Annotated in this window: 13 protein-coding genes; 6 read left to right on the top strand and 7 right to left on the bottom strand. The window is 51.7% G+C overall.

Translation table 11 applies throughout. The features are described 5' to 3' along the window. Positions 1 to 42: 42 nt before the first annotated feature. From L2097_RS16460 to L2097_RS16440, 5 genes are all read right to left on the bottom strand, one after another. On the bottom strand, positions 43 to 1,374 hold the full coding sequence (locus L2097_RS16460; protein WP_047371868.1) for an MFS transporter: 1,332 nt from the start codon (positions 1,372 to 1,374) through the stop codon (positions 43 to 45). A 139-nt stretch (positions 1,375 to 1,513) separates the two neighbouring features. After that, positions 1,514 to 1,801 carry a ferredoxin-like protein FixX gene (gene fixX, locus L2097_RS16455; RefSeq protein WP_047371869.1) on the bottom strand — a complete coding sequence of 96 codons (288 nt, stop codon included), beginning with the start codon at positions 1,799 to 1,801 and terminating at the stop codon, positions 1,514 to 1,516. After that, the gene (locus tag L2097_RS16450) at positions 1,798 to 3,084 is read right to left on the bottom strand and encodes an FAD-dependent oxidoreductase (protein ID WP_250353318.1); all 1,287 of its coding nucleotides are present in this window, start codon (positions 3,082 to 3,084) and stop codon (positions 1,798 to 1,800) included. The genes fixX and L2097_RS16450 overlap by 4 nt, the downstream gene beginning before the upstream one ends. A 50-nt stretch (positions 3,085 to 3,134) precedes the next feature. After that, positions 3,135 to 4,076 carry an electron transfer flavoprotein subunit alpha/FixB family protein gene (locus L2097_RS16445; protein WP_250353317.1) on the bottom strand — a complete coding sequence of 314 codons (942 nt, stop codon included), beginning with the start codon at positions 4,074 to 4,076 and terminating at the stop codon, positions 3,135 to 3,137. A 15-nt stretch (positions 4,077 to 4,091) separates the two neighbouring features. Further along, entirely contained in the window at positions 4,092 to 4,862 is a 771-nt protein-coding gene (locus L2097_RS16440; RefSeq protein WP_047371872.1) for an electron transfer flavoprotein FixA, read from the bottom strand. Positions 4,863 to 5,340: 478 nt separating this feature from the next. On the opposite strand from L2097_RS16440, the gene caiT reads away from it, so the two are divergent. The 6 genes from caiT to caiE all read left to right on the top strand — a co-directional run bounded on the left by caiT (position 5,341) and on the right by caiE (position 12,440). Then, positions 5,341 to 6,858: an L-carnitine/gamma-butyrobetaine antiporter gene (gene caiT / locus L2097_RS16435; RefSeq protein ID WP_250353316.1), complete on the top strand. Its 1,518-nt coding sequence runs from the start codon at positions 5,341 to 5,343 to the stop codon at positions 6,856 to 6,858. A gap of 30 nt (positions 6,859 to 6,888) precedes the next feature. Continuing rightward, a complete protein-coding gene (caiA, locus tag L2097_RS16430) occupies positions 6,889 to 8,031 on the top strand; it encodes a crotonobetainyl-CoA dehydrogenase (RefSeq protein ID WP_103280514.1) in 1,143 nt (380 codons plus the stop codon). Between the two features lie 60 nt (positions 8,032 to 8,091). Continuing rightward, positions 8,092 to 9,312 carry an L-carnitine CoA-transferase gene (caiB, locus tag L2097_RS16425; RefSeq protein ID WP_085005516.1) on the top strand — a complete coding sequence of 407 codons (1,221 nt, stop codon included), beginning with the start codon at positions 8,092 to 8,094 and terminating at the stop codon, positions 9,310 to 9,312. Between the two features lie 72 nt (positions 9,313 to 9,384). After that, positions 9,385 to 10,941: a crotonobetaine/carnitine-CoA ligase gene (caiC, locus tag L2097_RS16420; protein WP_250353315.1), complete on the top strand. Its 1,557-nt coding sequence runs from the start codon at positions 9,385 to 9,387 to the stop codon at positions 10,939 to 10,941. Between the two features lie 110 nt (positions 10,942 to 11,051). Continuing rightward, entirely contained in the window at positions 11,052 to 11,837 is a 786-nt protein-coding gene (caiD, locus tag L2097_RS16415) for a crotonobetainyl-CoA hydratase (RefSeq protein WP_085005514.1), read from the top strand. A gap of 6 nt (positions 11,838 to 11,843) precedes the next feature. Further along, the gene (gene caiE / locus L2097_RS16410; protein WP_047371878.1) at positions 11,844 to 12,440 is read left to right on the top strand and encodes a carnitine operon protein CaiE; all 597 of its coding nucleotides are present in this window, start codon (positions 11,844 to 11,846) and stop codon (positions 12,438 to 12,440) included. A gap of 40 nt (positions 12,441 to 12,480) precedes the next feature. Here the strand turns inward: caiE and caiF are convergent, their stop codons facing one another. Both caiF and carB read right to left on the bottom strand, forming a co-directional pair. Next, complete coding sequence (gene caiF / locus L2097_RS16405) at positions 12,481 to 12,876, bottom strand: carnitine metabolism transcriptional regulator CaiF (protein WP_047371879.1); 396 nt, start codon at positions 12,874 to 12,876, stop codon at positions 12,481 to 12,483. Positions 12,877 to 13,148: 272 nt separating this feature from the next. Further along, positions 13,149 to 16,373 (bottom strand): carbamoyl-phosphate synthase large subunit, encoded by a 3,225-nt coding sequence (carB, locus tag L2097_RS16400; RefSeq protein ID WP_047371880.1) that lies wholly within the window; start codon positions 16,371 to 16,373, stop codon positions 13,149 to 13,151. Between the last annotated feature and the right edge of the window lie 6 nt (positions 16,374 to 16,379).

Here is a 16,379-nt window from a genome sequence, read left to right as displayed (position 1 = left end):
ACTGACCTTAAAAGAAAATGCAGAACACTCTGAAGGTTTACCTCAGTATAAAGACTTGCGACGAATCGTCATGCTACTCGTCTGGGTAAGCGTCAATCCTCGTGTCTCCGGTGCAAAAGCGATGGAAATGAGCAGGCCAAAAAGCGAAATTCCCGCCCCCATTAGCATGACGTAATTGATCCCATATTTAGTGATAAAAATCGGCAGCGCCCAGGTAGAAAGAATGGTGCCAATTCGGCTCAGGGACATAATGACGCCAACGGCAGAGGCGCGAATATCGGTCGGGAACAGCTCATTCGGGTAAAGCCACTGGAGGTTTCCCGGCCCGCCGGAGAAAAAGGCATAAGCCGCAAATGCCGCTACCACCAGCCAAATCCCCATGTCAGGAATCAATCCCAGCACGGCCAGCGCGAGTGTCATCACCATAAAGCTGCCGATCAGTAATGGTCGCCTTCCCATGCTGTTCAGCCAGTACATCGGCGGAATGCAGCCCAGCATAAAGAACAAGCTGATGACCACATTGCCCAGCGCCGCGCTTTTCCCGACACCCAGCCCCAGCAGGCCGACAATCTGCGGACCAAAAGTATAGATGGCAAACATTGGGATCACCTGACACGTCCAGATGGCGGCAACAAACAGAACAAATGGGAAGTGACGGCGATTAAACAGCTGTAAGAAGCGAGTTTCTTGCGGCGGTTCGTCATCAAACGCCACAGGTTCGCCAAACAGTTTAATCATCATCTCCTCACACTCTTTCACCCGCCCTTTACGCAAAAGCCAGCGCGGAGATTCCGGGAGATCAAAACGGCCAATCAGGATCATGATGCAAGGAATCGCCGCACTCCCCAGCATCCAGCGCCATCCGCCTTCCACATCGTACAACCAATATCCGACCAGGTCGGCACAGGTCGCGCCGACGTACCACATCGCAGCGATAAAGCTGATTGAAAACGCGCGCTGGCGGGTACTGGAAAACTCGGTGATCATCGAGGTGGCGATAGGATAATCGGCGCCTATTACCACGCCAATCAACACGCGCATCACCAGCAACTCCATGGGGGAAGAAACAAACATCGTCGCCACCGATATCACCCCAATGGCGATGATATCAATGAGGAACATTTTTCGTCGTCCCACTTTGTCTGAGATGTAGCCAAACAACGATGTGCCGACAAACAGCCCCGCCAGCGTCCCCGCCCCCAGCAGCCCCAGCCATTGGGCATCCAGCTTCAGTGCAGGCGTGAGCTGTTCCAGCGCAACACCAATCATCACCAGCACATACCCATCCAGGAAAGGTCCGCCGCTGCCCCACAGCATGATGCGACGGTGGATAGATGAGAACTGGATATCATCAAAATTTCTGGGCTGCTGCATAGCGACTTCCTGTTTCAATACGGCAAAGCGTCATTTGTCAGCCGAATAACGCATTTACGCCGCCATCCGATAAAGGTCATTGCCGGATAGCGACACGGTTGTGCCTTATCCGGCCTGTGGGTGCGTAAACCTGTACTCGTTATCCGTAGCGAAACTCAACACCAAAGGTACCGCGTGGGTACTCCCACTTCTCCAGCGCCCCATCAAGCCCCAGAATCCGACACGTGCCGCACTCCAGGCATCCGGCGTAATCGAAGCGCACGCTGCCGTCATCCTGCTTTTTATACAGCCCGGCGGGACACGCTTTAATAAGCACCTCCAGCACCTGCTTATCCGGAGACGTTTTCAGAATGATGTGTGGATTCTCTTCATCCACATTGAATTTGTTGACGCCCAGTTTGACGTCCACATTAACGGGGGAAGTCATAGTACGCTCGCTCCTTTGATGCCATCCTTCATCAGATTGATAAAGCCGACCTTCTTCGCATGGCGCAGGATTTTCTTACGCATCGGTACCGGCGCGCTACCGTCAACGGTAAACAGATCGCGGGCGATGCCCACTGCCATTTCCGGATAGCGGCTAAACATACGCGGATTATCGAGGAAGGCCGGTAAACGCTGATACATACGCATATCCCGCATCGGGCCGTTATCAAGATGCTGACGATACGCCGCGAGTCCCTGACGGCTGAAATCATGGTTTTTCATGGCGCAAAGCACTGTTTTCGCTGCGGCCTCTCCTGCCGCTACGGCCAGATCCATCCCGCGAATGGTGAACCCGAGATTCATACACATTCCGGCGGCATCGCCAGCGATCAGCACGCCGTCGCCCACCAGCTCAGGCTGCATGTTCATTCCCGCTTCCGGAACAACGTGTGCGGCATACTCCACCATCTTACCGCCTGCGATTAACGGTGCGACTGCCGGATGCTGTTTAAAATCTTCCAGCATTTGCGGAACCGATTTCTTCGCGTCTTTCAGATGATGAAGACCACAAACCAGCCCCAGTGAGAGGGTAGTTTTATTGGTATAGAGGAAGCCGCCCCCCATCAGACCATCGGTAGGAGAACCCGCGAACAGACAGGCGGCACCTTCATTTCCCTGTAACCCGAAGCGATCCATAATGACCGATTCAGGCAATTCGATAAGTTCCTTCACCCCCACCGCAACGTGTTCAGCGCTAACGCGTTTCGCCATGCCTGATTTTTCTGCCAGCAGGGAGTTGACCCCGTCAGCCAGGATCACCACGTTGGATTCGATAATGTCGCCGTCGGCCTCAACGCCAACGACCTTACCGTCGCGCTGAACAAGATTATCCACGCGAATACCGGTGATTAGCTGTGCCCCGGCCTCTTCCGCCTGCGCCATCAACCAATTATCGAATTTACCGCGAAGCACTGAGTAAGAGGCTTGAGACGGCACGGCCTCCTCGCCATTGAGATAGTCCACGGTCATCGCCCCGTTATCGGTCATAAAGGCGAGTTTTTCATGGGTAATTATTCGCTCAATGGGGGCCTTCTCTGCAAAGCCCGGAATAATGCGCTCCAGGCTATGAGCATAAATACGCCCGCCGGTGACATTCTTCGCGCCGGCGGAATTACCCCGTTCGATCACTAAGACTTGCGCCCCTTCACGGGCAAGAACCAGCGCCGCGACCGAACCGGCGAGTCCGGCACCCACGATGATGGCATCAAAGATATCTTCGGACATACTCACTCCCTGTCAGCGGCAGAGCCAGCTTCCGGCTCTGCCCAAATAGATCAACGCGTCAGTGCCGTTGTCAGCGCAGGCAGGATCTTCATTGCATCCCCGACGATGCCATAGTCTGCGTACTGAAAGATCGGTGCGTTCTTATCTTTATTAATGGCAAAAATAGTCTGTGCGCCGTTAGCCCCGACCATGTGCTGGATCTGCCCGGAGATCCCCACGGCCAGGTACAGTTCCGGTTTAAGCATCAGATTTGAGATGCCAACATAACGCTGGTGCTCCATCCATTTCTCGTTTTCAGCCACCGGACGGGAGCAGGCCAGTTCCGCACCAATGGCCTGACATAATGCCTGCGCCAGAGAAATGTTCTCCTTGCTGCCAATACCGCGTCCAACGCTGACCACCAGCCGCGCTTTGTCGAGATCAACGCTGTTGCTCTGACGGGCCTGCGTCGCCGTACGCGTTACAGCAACGTCCGGCGTCTGCCATTGCACACTATGCGTTTCGCCACGGCGTGAAGTGTCCGGTTGCTGCGCTTCAAACGTACCGCTGCTCAGGGTCATCACGGCAAAAGGGGAATGAATGGTTTCTTCACCCATGGCCAGACCGCCATAAACCATATGTTTAACCGTTACGTGGCCATCCTGCTGTGTCACGGCACTGGCGTCATTCGCAATAGCCGCGGCGAGGCGATAACCCAGCTTTGCCGCCAACAACTTGCCGCGACGGGTATTGGGGAGCAGTACCAGGCCTGCATTGCTCTGCTGGCGAATGGTCTGCGCCATCACGCCCGCAAAGTCTTCCACGAGGCGATCGTCTGGTTTACCGCTGAGTTGCCATACATGATTCGCACCCAACTGGATGGCTGTCGTGCCTTCTGCATCGCTTTGTACAAACGTATTAATTTGTTCACCTAACGCCTGCGCACCGCTCATCAGTTCCGGCAGACGAGAAGGGGTATCACTGAATACCCAGACATGAGAAAACGTGTTCATACTATCCCCTGATTATTAAATGACTTTGCGCAGACTATCGACAAACGCGGCGATCTGTTCTTCACCATCCCCTTCAATAACAATGCGTTGACGCTCACGCTGTTTTGGTGCTGCGACCTTCTGCGTGGAGTACACGCCAGGCGCGCTGAAACCGATATCTGCCGCAGACCAGACCTGCACCGGCTTTTTCGCGGCATTCAGAATCGCTTTCATTGACGGAATCTGTGGAGCATTAATGTCTGTCGAGACCGCCACAACCGCAGGAAGAGGAATCGTCAGGGTTTCAATTTCATCTTCCAGTTCACGCTCAACGGTAAGCGTACTTTCCGTCAGGGAGAGAATTTTATTCACGCCGTTAATAGCAGGAATGTTAAGCATTTCGCCCACTAACAGACCGACCTGCTGTGCGTAAAGATCGGAAGATCCATCGCCGCAGATAATGAGGTCAAAGCCAGATTTTTGTGCAGCGGTAGCCAAAGCGGCGGCGGTAGAGTGTGGGAGCGCCTGTTCAAACTGCTCATCAATCACAACAATCAGCTCATCCGGGCCGCGCGAAAGTACGTCTTTACGTCCTTTCACATTGGTCAGTGCCTTGCCGCCCACGCTCATGGCGATCACTTGCGCTTCTCCGGCCTGCTGTTTTAACTGACAAGCGGCTTCAATGGCATTCAAATCGTATTGGCTAATTTTGGCATCCGCTTTACTAATATCTAACGAACCATCCGCGTTATTGATCGCAATATCCTGTTCATCAGGTACGCATTTGTAACAAGTAATTATCTTCATTGCCTCTCCAGAAATCATGAAGGAATCGTCGTCCATATCGGTGATGGTAAATACAGATATCACATCATTTAATTACGGGATAAAACATTAATCACCAATATTGAAAATGTCACACACTGATAAATGGGACTTTCAATATTGCTAGCTACTTCACCAATATTGAAAAAACGATTCCAGCATATAAATTTCAATATTGTTTCAGGGATCACCAATATTGAACATTGAGGGGATAAAAAAACAACAAAAACCCACACAACATATTGTTTTAAAACAAATAAAAAACCAAAACAGGCGAAGCGAAAACCGACAAAAAAGTGTGATTAAAATAACAGAATACACTGTAACGAATACCCATCATGGAGTACTTCCCGAAGTATCCCTGAGGTTAAAAAGTCGGTAAATAAACGCTCACAAAAATGAACATAAATATAACAAATGGGAACGAAATATAAATCCATTATGATACTGGAATTCGAAAATGAAAAATGACAAGAGAAAATCAGGTATAGAGCCAAAGGTTTTTTTTCCACCACTCATTATCGTCGGAATACTTTGCTGGCTAACTGTTAGAGACCTTGATGCCGCAAATGTAATTATTAATGCGGTATTTTCGTACGTAACAAATGTCTGGGGATGGGCATTCGAGTGGTATATGGTCGTGATGCTCTTTGGCTGGTTCTGGCTGGTTTTTGGTCCCTACGCTAAAAAAAGATTGGGCGACGAGAAACCCGAATTCAGCACCGCCAGCTGGATCTTTATGATGTTCGCCTCCTGTACCTCCGCAGCCGTGCTGTTCTGGGGATCGATAGAGATCTACTACTATATCTCTACGCCACCGTTTGCCTTAGCACCCAACTCTACCGGCGCAAAAGAGCTTGGCCTTGCCTACAGTTTGTTCCACTGGGGACCGCTACCATGGGCTACCTATAGCTTCCTGTCCGTCGCTTTCGCCTACTTTTTCTTTGTTCGCAAAATGGATGTGATCCGCCCCAGCTCAACGCTTGTGCCCTTAGTTGGCGAGAAGCATGTGAAAGGGTTATTCGGGACTATTGTCGATAACTTCTATCTTGTGGCACTGATCTTCGCAATGGGCACCAGCCTCGGTCTGGCTACGCCGCTGGTCACCGAATGTATGCAGTATCTCTTCGGCATCCCGCATACGCTGCAACTGGACGCGATCATTATTACCTGCTGGATCATTCTGAATGCTATCTGCGTGGCCTGTGGTCTGCAGAAAGGGGTGAAGATCGCCAGCGACGTGCGTAGCTACCTGAGCTTCCTGATGCTCGGCTGGGTGTTCATCGTCAGCGGCGCCAGCTTCATCATGAATTACTTCACCGATTCTGTCGGTATGCTGTTGATGTATCTGCCCCGTATGTTGTTCTACACCGATGCAATCGGCAAAGGCGGCTTCCCGCAAGGCTGGACCGTTTTTTACTGGGCCTGGTGGGTAATATACGCCATCCAGATGAGTATCTTCCTTGCCCGTATATCTCGTGGCCGTACCGTTCGTGAGTTGTGCTTCGGAATGGTGCTGGGCCTGACGGCCTCCACCTGGATCCTGTGGACCGTGCTCGGCAGCAACACGCTTCTGCTGATGGATAAAAACATCATTAACATTCCGAACCTCATCGCTGAGCATGGTGTGCCACGCGCCATTATCGAGACCTGGGCCGCCCTGCCCCTGAGTACGGCAACAATGTGGGGCTTCTTTATTCTCTGCTTTATTGCCACCGTCACGCTTATCAACGCCTGTTCTTACACGCTGGCCATGTCGACCTGTCGCGAAATACGCGACGGTGAAGAGCCGCCTCTGCTGGTACGTATCGGCTGGTCGATTCTGGTTGGCGTTATCGGGATTGTGCTGTTGGCTCTCGGCGGGCTGAAACCGATACAAACAGCGATCATCGCCGGTGGCTGCCCTCTCTTCTTCGTCAACATCATGGTCACGCTGTCCTTTATTAAGGACGCCAAAGTGTACTGGAAAGATAATTAATAGAAATCAACCCTATCAAGAGGTTAAAAGATGGACTTTAACTTGAATGATGAGCAGGAGCTGTTCGTCGCCGGTATTCGTGAATTAATGGCCAGTGAAAACTGGGAAGCCTATTTTGCAGAGTGTGATCGCGATAGCGTCTACCCTGAACGTTTTGTAAAAGCACTGGCCGATATGGGCATTGATAGCCTGTTGCTCCCGGAAGAACGTGGCGGTCTGGATGCCGGCTTCGTTACCGTGGCGGCGGTATGGATGGAATTAGGCCGCCTGGGCGCACCAACCTATGTTCTCTATCAACTTCCCGGCGGCTTCAACACGGTGTTACGCGAAGGCACTCAGGAACAGATCGATAAGATCATGGCGTTTCAGGGAACAGGTAAACAGATGTGGAACTCCGCGATCACGGAACCGGGAGCCGGATCGGATGTTGGCAGTCTGAAAACCACGTATACCCGCAAAAATGGTAAGGTTTATCTTAATGGCAGTAAGTGCTTTATCACCAGTAGCGCTTATACCCCTTATATCGTGGTAATGGCACGTGACGGTGCGTCTGCGGATAAACCCATTTACACCGAATGGTTTGTCGATATGAGCAAGCCAGGCATCAAAGTTAACAAACTTGAGAAGCTCGGTTTGCGCATGGACAGCTGCTGCGAAATTACCTTTGACGATGTTGAACTGGATGAAAAAGACATGTTCGGCCGTGAAGGTAATGGGTTTAACCGTGTGAAAGAAGAGTTTGACCATGAACGCTTCCTCGTTGCTCTGACGAACTACGGTACCGCAATGTGTGCCTTTGAAGATGCGGCGCGCTACGCCAACCAGCGAGTGCAATTCGGCGAAACGATCGGTCGCTTCCAGCTGATTCAGGAGAAGTTTGCCCATATGGCAATCAAATTAAACTCCATGAAAAACATGCTGCTCGAAGCCGCCTGGAAAGCAGATAACGGCACGATCACCTCTGGTGATGCCGCAATGTGTAAATACTTCTGCGCCAACGCGGCATTTGAAGTCGTTGACAGTGCGATGCAAGTCCTCGGTGGCGTCGGGATTGCGGGCAACCACCGTATTACCCGCTTCTGGCGCGATCTGCGCGTTGACCGGGTGTCAGGCGGTTCCGACGAAATGCAGATCCTGACACTGGGTCGCGCAGTGCTCAAACAGTACCGTTAATCGGGTGATAACCCCATCGCGCTGTGATGGGGTTCCAGGGATGCCACACAGGAGTATGTCATGAGTCATCGTTTACCAATGCCCGTGTTCGGACCCCTTGCGGGTGTGCGGGTTGTGTTCTCCGGTATCGAAATTGCCGGGCCCTTCGCCGGACAAATGTTTGCCGAATGGGGAGCAGAAGTTATCTGGATTGAAAATGTCGCCTGGGCCGACACTATTCGTGTCCAGCCCAATTATCCGCAACTCTCGCGTCGCAATCTTCACGCCCTTTCGCTGAATATCTTCAAAGATGAAGGGCGAGAAGCATTCCTTAAGTTGATGGAAACCACAGATATTTTTATTGAGGCCAGTAAAGGTCCGGCATTCGCGCGTCGGGGCATTACCGATGAGGTGTTATGGGAACACAATCCGAAGTTGGTTATCGCCCATCTGTCTGGTTTTGGCCAGTTTGGGACAGAGGAGTACACCAACCTTCCGGCTTATAACACCATTGCACAAGCCTTCAGTGGTTACCTGATTCAGAATGGCGACGTTGACCAGCCGATGCCTGCCTTCCCGTACACGGCAGATTATTTTTCCGGCATGACGGCGACAACCGCTGCACTTGCAGCGCTGCATAAAGTACGTGAAACGGGCAAAGGGGAAAGTATTGATATTGCGATGTATGAAGTCATGTTGCGCATGGGCCAGTACTTCATGATGGATTACTTCAACGGCGGCGAAATCTGTCCGCGCATGACCAAAGGTAAAGACCCCTACTATGCCGGATGTGGTCTGTATAAATGCGCGGATGGCTACATCGTGATGGAACTGGTCGGCATTACGCAAATTGCCGAGTGTTTTAAAGATATCGGGCTGGCGCATATTCTCGGCACGCCAGAAGTCCCGGAAGGAACGCAGCTCATTCACCGCATCGAGTGCCCTTACGGCCCACTGGTAGAAGAGAAGCTGGATGCATGGCTGCTGGCGCACACCATTGCCGAAGTGAAAGCGCGCTTTGCTGAGTTGAATATTGCCTGTGCAAAAGTGCTGACCATTCCAGAACTGGAAGGCAACCCGCAGTACGTTGCCCGCGAATCCATCACCCAATGGCAAACCCTGGATGGCCGCACCTGCAAGGGGCCAAACATTATGCCGAAATTCAAAAACAACCCCGGAAAAATCTGGCGCGGCATGCCTTCACACGGCATGGATACCTCCGCCATCTTGCAGAACATAGGTTACAGCGAAGCAGATATTAAGGAACTGGTAAGCAAGGGGCTGGCCAGGATTGAGGATTAAATGCGTAGCGCTAACGGGATCTTGTAACCACCCGGTTAGCGCTTACGTCTACTTTCAGTGGATAAAAGTGCGATGGATGTTATTGGCGATCAAAACTTACGTCAGATGTGGGACGACCTGGCAGAAGTCTATGGCGATAAAACGGCGCTGATTTTTGAGTCATGCGAAGGTGAAGCGCAGCAATTCAGCTACACCTTCCTCAATGAGGAAATCAATCGCACAGCGAATCTGTTCAACGGACTGGGGATCCAAAAAGGCGATAAAGTCGCGTTGCATCTGGATAACTGCCCCGAGTTTTTCTTTTGCTGGTTCGGACTGGCAAAAATCGGTGCCATCATGGTGCCGATTAACGCCAGGCTATTGCATGATGAAAGTCTGTGGATCCTGCAAAACAGTCGGGCGCGTTTGTTGGTGACCACTGAAAACTTTTATCCCCTTTACCGTCGGATTCATCAGGAAGGTAAAACGCAGCTCAATCATATCTGTCTTATCGACCGCAATTTCTGCGTCTCCGATACTGCGGTGAGTGATTTTTACCAACTTAAGCGTGCACAACCCGCTGTCCTTAACTATTCGCCAATGTTAAGCACTGACGATACTGCAGAAATCCTTTTCACCTCAGGTACCACATCACGGCCGAAAGGCGTGGTCATAACCCAATATAACTTACGCTTTGCGGGTTATTACTCTGCCTGGCAGTGCGCATTACGTGAAGATGATATTTATCTGACTGCTATGCCCGCGTTTCATATTGATTGCCAGTGTACGGCGGCAATGGCTGCCTTCTCCAGCGGCGCCACCTTTGTACTGCTTGAGAAATACAGTGCACGTGCGTTCTGGAACCAGGTGCGAAAATACCGTGCTACCGTCACCGAATGCATTCCTATGATGATTAGAACCCTGATGGTGCAACCGCCGATGCCGGAGGATAATCAACACTGCCTTCGTGAAGTGCTTTTCTATCTCAATCTTTCCGTGAAGGAAAAAGATGCGTTTATTGAACGCTTCGATGTGAGGTTGCTGACATCGTATGGCATGACGGAAACCATTGTCGGTATTATCGGCGACAGACCCGGTGATAAACGGCGCTGGCCGTCAATTGGACGCACGGGTTTTTGTTACGAAGCGGAAATTCGTAATGATAAAAATCAGCCCCTTCCTCCCCATGAAATCGGTGAAATATGCGTCAAAGGTATTCCGGGAAAAACGCTTTTTAAAGAGTATTTCGAACAGCCGAACGCAACCGCCGCAGCCCTGGATACAAGCGGCTGGTTACATACTGGTGATTCAGGCTACTACGATGAAGAGGGCTTTTTTTATTTTGTCGACAGACGCTGCAATATGATTAAGCGCGGCGGTGAAAATGTCTCATGCGTCGAACTGGAAAATATTATTTCAACCCATCCCAAAATTCAGGATACCGTGGTTATTGGCGTTAAAGACACTATCAGGGATGAAGCTATAAAAGCCTTTATTGTTCTTCATGAAGGCGAAACATTAAGTGCTGAGGAGTTTTTTTCTTTTTGCGCACATAATATGGCGAAATTTAAAGTACCCACTCTCGTTGAATTCAGGAGCGATCTGCCACGCAACTGCTCAGGGAAAGTGATTAAAAAGAATTTAACGTAACTTATTTGGGTGAACGTTAGTTCTTCCAGATAAAAATAACGTAAACATTTCATATGTTGCAGAGGTTACATGCCTCTGCAAAGCATAAACATATTTAAAAGGAGTAAAATATGAGTGAATCATTACATCTGACCCGCAATGGACATATTCTGGAAATTACGCTGGATCGCCCTAAAGCCAATGCTATCGATGCCAAAACCAGTTTTTCCATGGGTGAAGTCTTCCTGAATTTCCGCGATGACCCTGAACTGCGCGTAGCCATTATCACTGGTGCTGGCGACAAATTCTTTTCCGCTGGCTGGGACTTAAAAGCTGCGGCTGAGGGCGAAGCGCCGGATGCCGACTTTGGGCCCGGCGGATTTGCAGGGCTGACCGAACTTTTTGACCTCGATAAACCGGTCATTGCCGCCGTTAACGGCTATGCCTTTGGCGGTGGATTTGAACTGGCGCTGGCCGCAGATTTTATTATCTGCGCGGAAAACGCCAGTTTTGCCCTGCCAGAAGCCAAACTCGGTATCGTGCCCGACAGTGGTGGCGTCCTGCGATTACCTAAACGCTTACCGCCTGCCATCGTCAATGAGATGGTGATGACCGGCAGACGTATGAATGCGGATGAAGCCCTGCGCTGGGGTATTGTCAATCACGTTGTCAGCCAGGATGCATTGATGAACAAGGCGCGAGAACTGGCGCAACAACTTATTCAAAGTGCGCCGCTGGCTATTGCCGCACTCAAAGAGATAACCCGCACAACACGGGAAATGCCGGTTGAGGAGGGCTATCGTTATCTCCGCAGCGGTGCGCTGAAACATTATCCGGGCGTCCTGCACTCCGAAGATGCAATCGAAGGGCCGCTGGCATTTGCAGAAAAGCGCTCACCGGTATGGAAAGGACGTTAATGACACATGAGTTATTACGCCTTTGAAGGCTTGATCCCGGTCGTCCATCCCGAGGCGTATATACATCCGAGCGCGGTGTTGATTGGCGACGTGATTGTAGGCGCGGGAGTCTACGTCGGCCCCCATGCTTCACTTCGCGGTGACTATGGCCGCCTGATTCTGGAACCCGGTTCTAATCTGCAGGATGGATGCATCATGCACGGCTACTGCGATACCGATACCATCGTATGTGAGAATGGACATATTGGACACGGTGCGATTCTGCATGGCTGCGTGATTGGCCGGGATGCGCTGGTCGGCATGAATAGCGTCATTATGGACGGCGCGATCATTGGCGAAGAGAGTATTGTTGCCGCCATGAGCTTTGTAAAAGCCGGATTTATCGGCACAGCAAGACAATTATTGGTGGGAACACCGGCCCGCTTTATCCGTGAGGTAACCGAAAAAGAGTTGCAGTGGAAGCAACTGAATACCCGGGAATATCAGGATCTGACTCTCCGCTGTCGCTCATCATTATATGAAACGCAACCGTTATGTCAGCCAGAAAAAAACCGACCACGGCTGAAAGGCACAACAGAGGTGAAGCCGAAATCAGTTCAATGATTTTATCAAATGGCGCACCTGCGCCATTTGATAATCGCGCCTAACGGCGCAAACTTTTTGACAACATCATTTGCCATTTCTGTTCCGTCTTCAGTTCTGCCGGAAGAACTACAGGCATATGAGATGTTTTCGTTGCACTGAGAATTTTTTCCTGCGCATTATTTTTCAGCCTGCTATAGATTTGCGCATCAATATTTTTTACGCGCACCAGGCGCTGACACTGGCAACCTCTTCCCTGCAGTTGATTTGGAATTGTCTTGGTCTCACAGCTAATTTCTTCTACCTCAGAAAGAATATAAGAAACCGTATTGATCGCTTTACAGTGGTCCATGTCAAAATGCCTGGCAATCTCTTTGGCGCTGACCCAACGGTTTTCCGCCATTACCCAATCGGCAATTAACAAATAAAGGGGTTTTTCAACATATTCTTTACTCATAAGCACACCATTTTTACAAATTAAAGATCTTGTTATGGTCATGTTTGCCCGAATATCGGCAAACCCATTAACCACATTAAATCTACGGTCAATAAGAAATAGTATGCAGGTTTGATGTTCATTAGTGTGAGCAAAATCGTGCTTGTTACATTAGAAAAAAGGGTAAAAATGACGGACACATGCAGTACGAATGTTATGTATAAAAAAACGGTTCCTGTACAGGAACCGTTTTTATTTAATCGGTAATGCTATGCGCTTGTCTGCGCAGCGCGTTACGGCTTAATCTGCGCGTGCATTTCCTGAACGGAGGTGACCTTCTCGGTGGCATCAGCGTTCAGCGCCATCGCGGTAGCAAAACCACCGTTCAGCGTGGTGTCGTAATGCACTTTGTACTGCAGCGCGCTGCGGCGAATCAACTTGGAGTCTTCAATCGCCTGACGACCTGCGGTGGTGTTAATGATGTAGGTGTATTCGCCATTCTTGATACGATCCTGAATGTGCGGACGACCCTCATGTACCTTGTTCACCAGACGCGGGTTAATACCGGCTTCGCCCAGCACAATCGCCGTACCGTGGGTCGCATCCAGTTCGAAACCGAACTTGAGCAGCTTCGCCGCAAGGTCAACCACACGCTCTTTGTCTCCTTCACGCACAGAGAGCAACGCGCGACCGTATTTCTTCATGGTCGAGTTACTGCCCAGTTGCGCTTTGGCAAACGCTTCGGCAAAGGTACGTCCGACGCCCATCACTTCCCCGGTCGAGCGCATTTCTGGCCCTAACAGCGGGTCAACGCCCGGGAATTTGTTGAACGGCAGCACCACTTCTTTCACCGAGTAGTACGGCGGGATGATTTCTTTGGTGACGCCCTGCTGTGCCAGCGTCTGGCCAACCATCACGCGTGCCGCCACTTTCGCCAGCGCAACGCCGGTCGCTTTGGAGACGAACGGTACGGTACGCGCTGCTCGCGGGTTCACTTCAATCAGATAAACTTCGTTATCTTTCACCGCAAACTGGACGTTCATCAGACCACGAACCTGCAGCTCGAAAGCCAGTTTCTGCACCTGCTGGCGCATCACATCCTGAATCTCCTGGCTCAGCGTATACGCTGGCAGGGAACACGCGGAGTCGCCGGAGTGCACGCCCGCCTGCTCGATATGCTCCATAATGCCGCCAATCAGCACCATTTCGCCGTCGCAGATAGCATCCACATCCACTTCTACCGCGTCGTCGAGGAAGCGGTCCAGCAGGACTGGCGCATCGTTGGAAACGCTGACTGCGGTCTGGAAGTAACGGCGCAGGTCGGCTTCGTCGTAGACGATTTCCATCGCGCGGCCGCCGAGCACGTAAGACGGGCGCACCACCAGCGGATAACCAATCTCTTTCGCTCGATCAACGGCTTGTTCGATAGCCGTTACGGTAGCATTCGCTGGTTGTTTCAGTTTCAGACGGTCAACCGCCTGCTGGAAACGCTCACGGTCTTCGGCACGGTCAATCGCGTCCGGGCTGGTACCGATAACCGGCACGCCTGCCGCTTCCAGCGCGCGCGCCAGTTTCAGCGGCGTCTGGCCGCCGTACTGCACGATAACGCCTTTCGGTTTCTCAATGCGCACGATTTCCAGCACATCTTCCAGGGTTACCGGCTCAAAGTAGAGACGGTCAGAAGTGTCATAGTCGGTGGAGACTGTTTCCGGGTTACAGTTGACCATGATGGTCTCGTAACCATCTTCACGCAGCGCCAGCGAGGCATGTACGCAGCAGTAGTCAAATTCGATACCCTGGCCAATACGGTTCGGGCCGCCACCCAGTACCATGATTTTATCGCGGTCCTGATTTGGGTTCGCTTCACACTCTTCTTCATAGGTGGAGTACATGTAAGCGGTGTCGGTCGCGAATTCTGCCGCACAGGTGTCCACACGCTTGTAGACCGGGTGCAGGTTGTACTGGTCACGCAGCTTGCGAACTTCCGTTTCACGTACACCGGCCAGTTTAGCCAGACGCGCATCGGCAAAGCCTTTACGCTTGAGCAGACGCAGGAAGTCCGCGTCGAGGCCATTAATGCCCACTTCGGCTACTTTCTCTTCCAGACGCACCAGCTCTTCAATCTGTACCAGGAACCAGCGGTCAATATTGGTCAGGTTGAAGACGCCATCAACGGACAGGCCCGCGCGGAAGGCATCGGCGATGTACCAGATACGCTCGGCACCAGCATCTTTCAGCTCGCGACGGATTTTGGTCAGCGCTTCCGGGTCATCCAGACTCACTTTCGGGTCAAAACCGGTCGCGCCCACTTCCAGACCACGCAAGGCTTTCTGCATGGATTCCTGCTGTGTACGGCCAATCGCCATCACTTCACCGACCGATTTCATCTGTGTGGTCAGACGGTCGTTTGCACCCGCGAATTTCTCGAAGTTAAAGCGAGGAATTTTAGTCACAACGTAGTCGATGGAGGGCTCGAAGGACGCCGGGGTACGACCACCGGTGATGTCGTTCATCAGCTCGTCGAGGGTATAACCTACCGCCAGTTTCGCCGCCACTTTGGCAATCGGGAAGCCAGTGGCTTTGGAAGCCAGTGCGGAAGAACGGGAGACACGCGGGTTCATTTCGATAACAATCAGACGGCCGTTTTTCGGGTTAACCGAGAACTGCACGTTAGAACCGCCGGTTTCCACGCCGATTTCACGCAGTACCGCCATCGAGGCGTTACGCATGATTTGGTACTCTTTGTCGGTCAGGGTCTGGGCCGGCGCAACGGTGATGGAGTCACCGGTGTGGATACCCATGGCGTCGAAGTTTTCGATGGAGCAGACGATAATGCAGTTATCGTTCTTATCGCGCACCACTTCCATCTCATACTCTTTCCAGCCAATCAGCGATTCATCAATTAACAGCTCATTGGTCGGTGACAGATCCAGGCCACGGGCGCAGATCTCTTCAAACTCTTCACGGTTATAGGCAATACCGCCGCCGGTGCCGCCCATGGTGAACGATGGACGGATGATGCACGGGTAGCCCACGTCAGCCGCAACGGCCAGCGCCTCTTCCATATTGTGCGCAATACCGGAACGCGCGGTTTCCAGACCGATTTTCTTCATCGCCACGTCGAAACGGCGGCGGTCTTCTGCTTTATCAATTGCATCAGCGGTCGCACCAATCATGGTGACGCCGAACTCAGCCAGAACGCCCTGACGTTCCAGCTCCAGCGCACAGTTCAGTGCTGTCTGGCCGCCCATGGTCGGCAGAACCGCATCCGGACGCTCTTTTTCGATGATCTTGCGTACCACTTCCCAGTGGATCGGCTCAATATAAGTTGCATCCGCCATTTCCGGGTCGGTCATGATCGTCGCCGGGTTGGAGTTCACCAGAATGACGCGGTACCCCTCTTCACGCAGCGCTTTACACGCCTGCGCACCGGAGTAGTCGAACTCACACGCCTGACCGATGACAATCGGACCGGCGCCAAGGATCAGGATGCTTTTTATGTCTGTACGTTTTGGCATGGCTCT

The organism is Citrobacter sp. MNAZ 1397 (genome assembly GCF_023613995.1).
Lineage (GTDB): Bacteria > Pseudomonadota > Gammaproteobacteria > Enterobacterales > Enterobacteriaceae > Phytobacter > Phytobacter ursingii.
The sequence above is the reverse complement of the archived record's forward strand: the minus strand, read 5'-3'. Positions and strand labels throughout refer to the sequence as shown.

What these genes read in the sequence shown, in the direction of transcription:
- L2097_RS16460 (WP_047371868.1), bottom strand. Translation starts at nt 1,374, where the DNA reads ATGCAGCAGCCCAGAAATTTTGATGATATCCAGTTCTCATCTATCCAC.
- fixX (WP_047371869.1), bottom strand. Translation starts at nt 1,801, where the DNA reads ATGACTTCCCCCGTTAATGTGGACGTCAAACTGGGCGTCAACAAATTC.
- L2097_RS16450 (WP_250353318.1), bottom strand. Translation starts at nt 3,084, where the DNA reads ATGTCCGAAGATATCTTTGATGCCATCATCGTGGGTGCCGGACTCGCC.
- L2097_RS16445 (WP_250353317.1), bottom strand. Translation starts at nt 4,076, where the DNA reads ATGAACACGTTTTCTCATGTCTGGGTATTCAGTGATACCCCTTCTCGT.
- L2097_RS16440 (WP_047371872.1), bottom strand. Translation starts at nt 4,862, where the DNA reads ATGAAGATAATTACTTGTTACAAATGCGTACCTGATGAACAGGATATT.
- caiT (WP_250353316.1), top strand. Translation starts at nt 5,341, where the DNA reads ATGAAAAATGACAAGAGAAAATCAGGTATAGAGCCAAAGGTTTTTTTT.
- caiA (WP_103280514.1), top strand. Translation starts at nt 6,889, where the DNA reads ATGGACTTTAACTTGAATGATGAGCAGGAGCTGTTCGTCGCCGGTATT.
- caiB (WP_085005516.1), top strand. Translation starts at nt 8,092, where the DNA reads ATGAGTCATCGTTTACCAATGCCCGTGTTCGGACCCCTTGCGGGTGTG.
- caiC (WP_250353315.1), top strand. Translation starts at nt 9,385, where the DNA reads ATGGATGTTATTGGCGATCAAAACTTACGTCAGATGTGGGACGACCTG.
- caiD (WP_085005514.1), top strand. Translation starts at nt 11,052, where the DNA reads ATGAGTGAATCATTACATCTGACCCGCAATGGACATATTCTGGAAATT.
- caiE (WP_047371878.1), top strand. Translation starts at nt 11,844, where the DNA reads ATGAGTTATTACGCCTTTGAAGGCTTGATCCCGGTCGTCCATCCCGAG.
- caiF (WP_047371879.1), bottom strand. Translation starts at nt 12,876, where the DNA reads ATGAGTAAAGAATATGTTGAAAAACCCCTTTATTTGTTAATTGCCGAT.
- carB (WP_047371880.1), bottom strand. Translation starts at nt 16,373, where the DNA reads ATGCCAAAACGTACAGACATAAAAAGCATCCTGATCCTTGGCGCCGGT.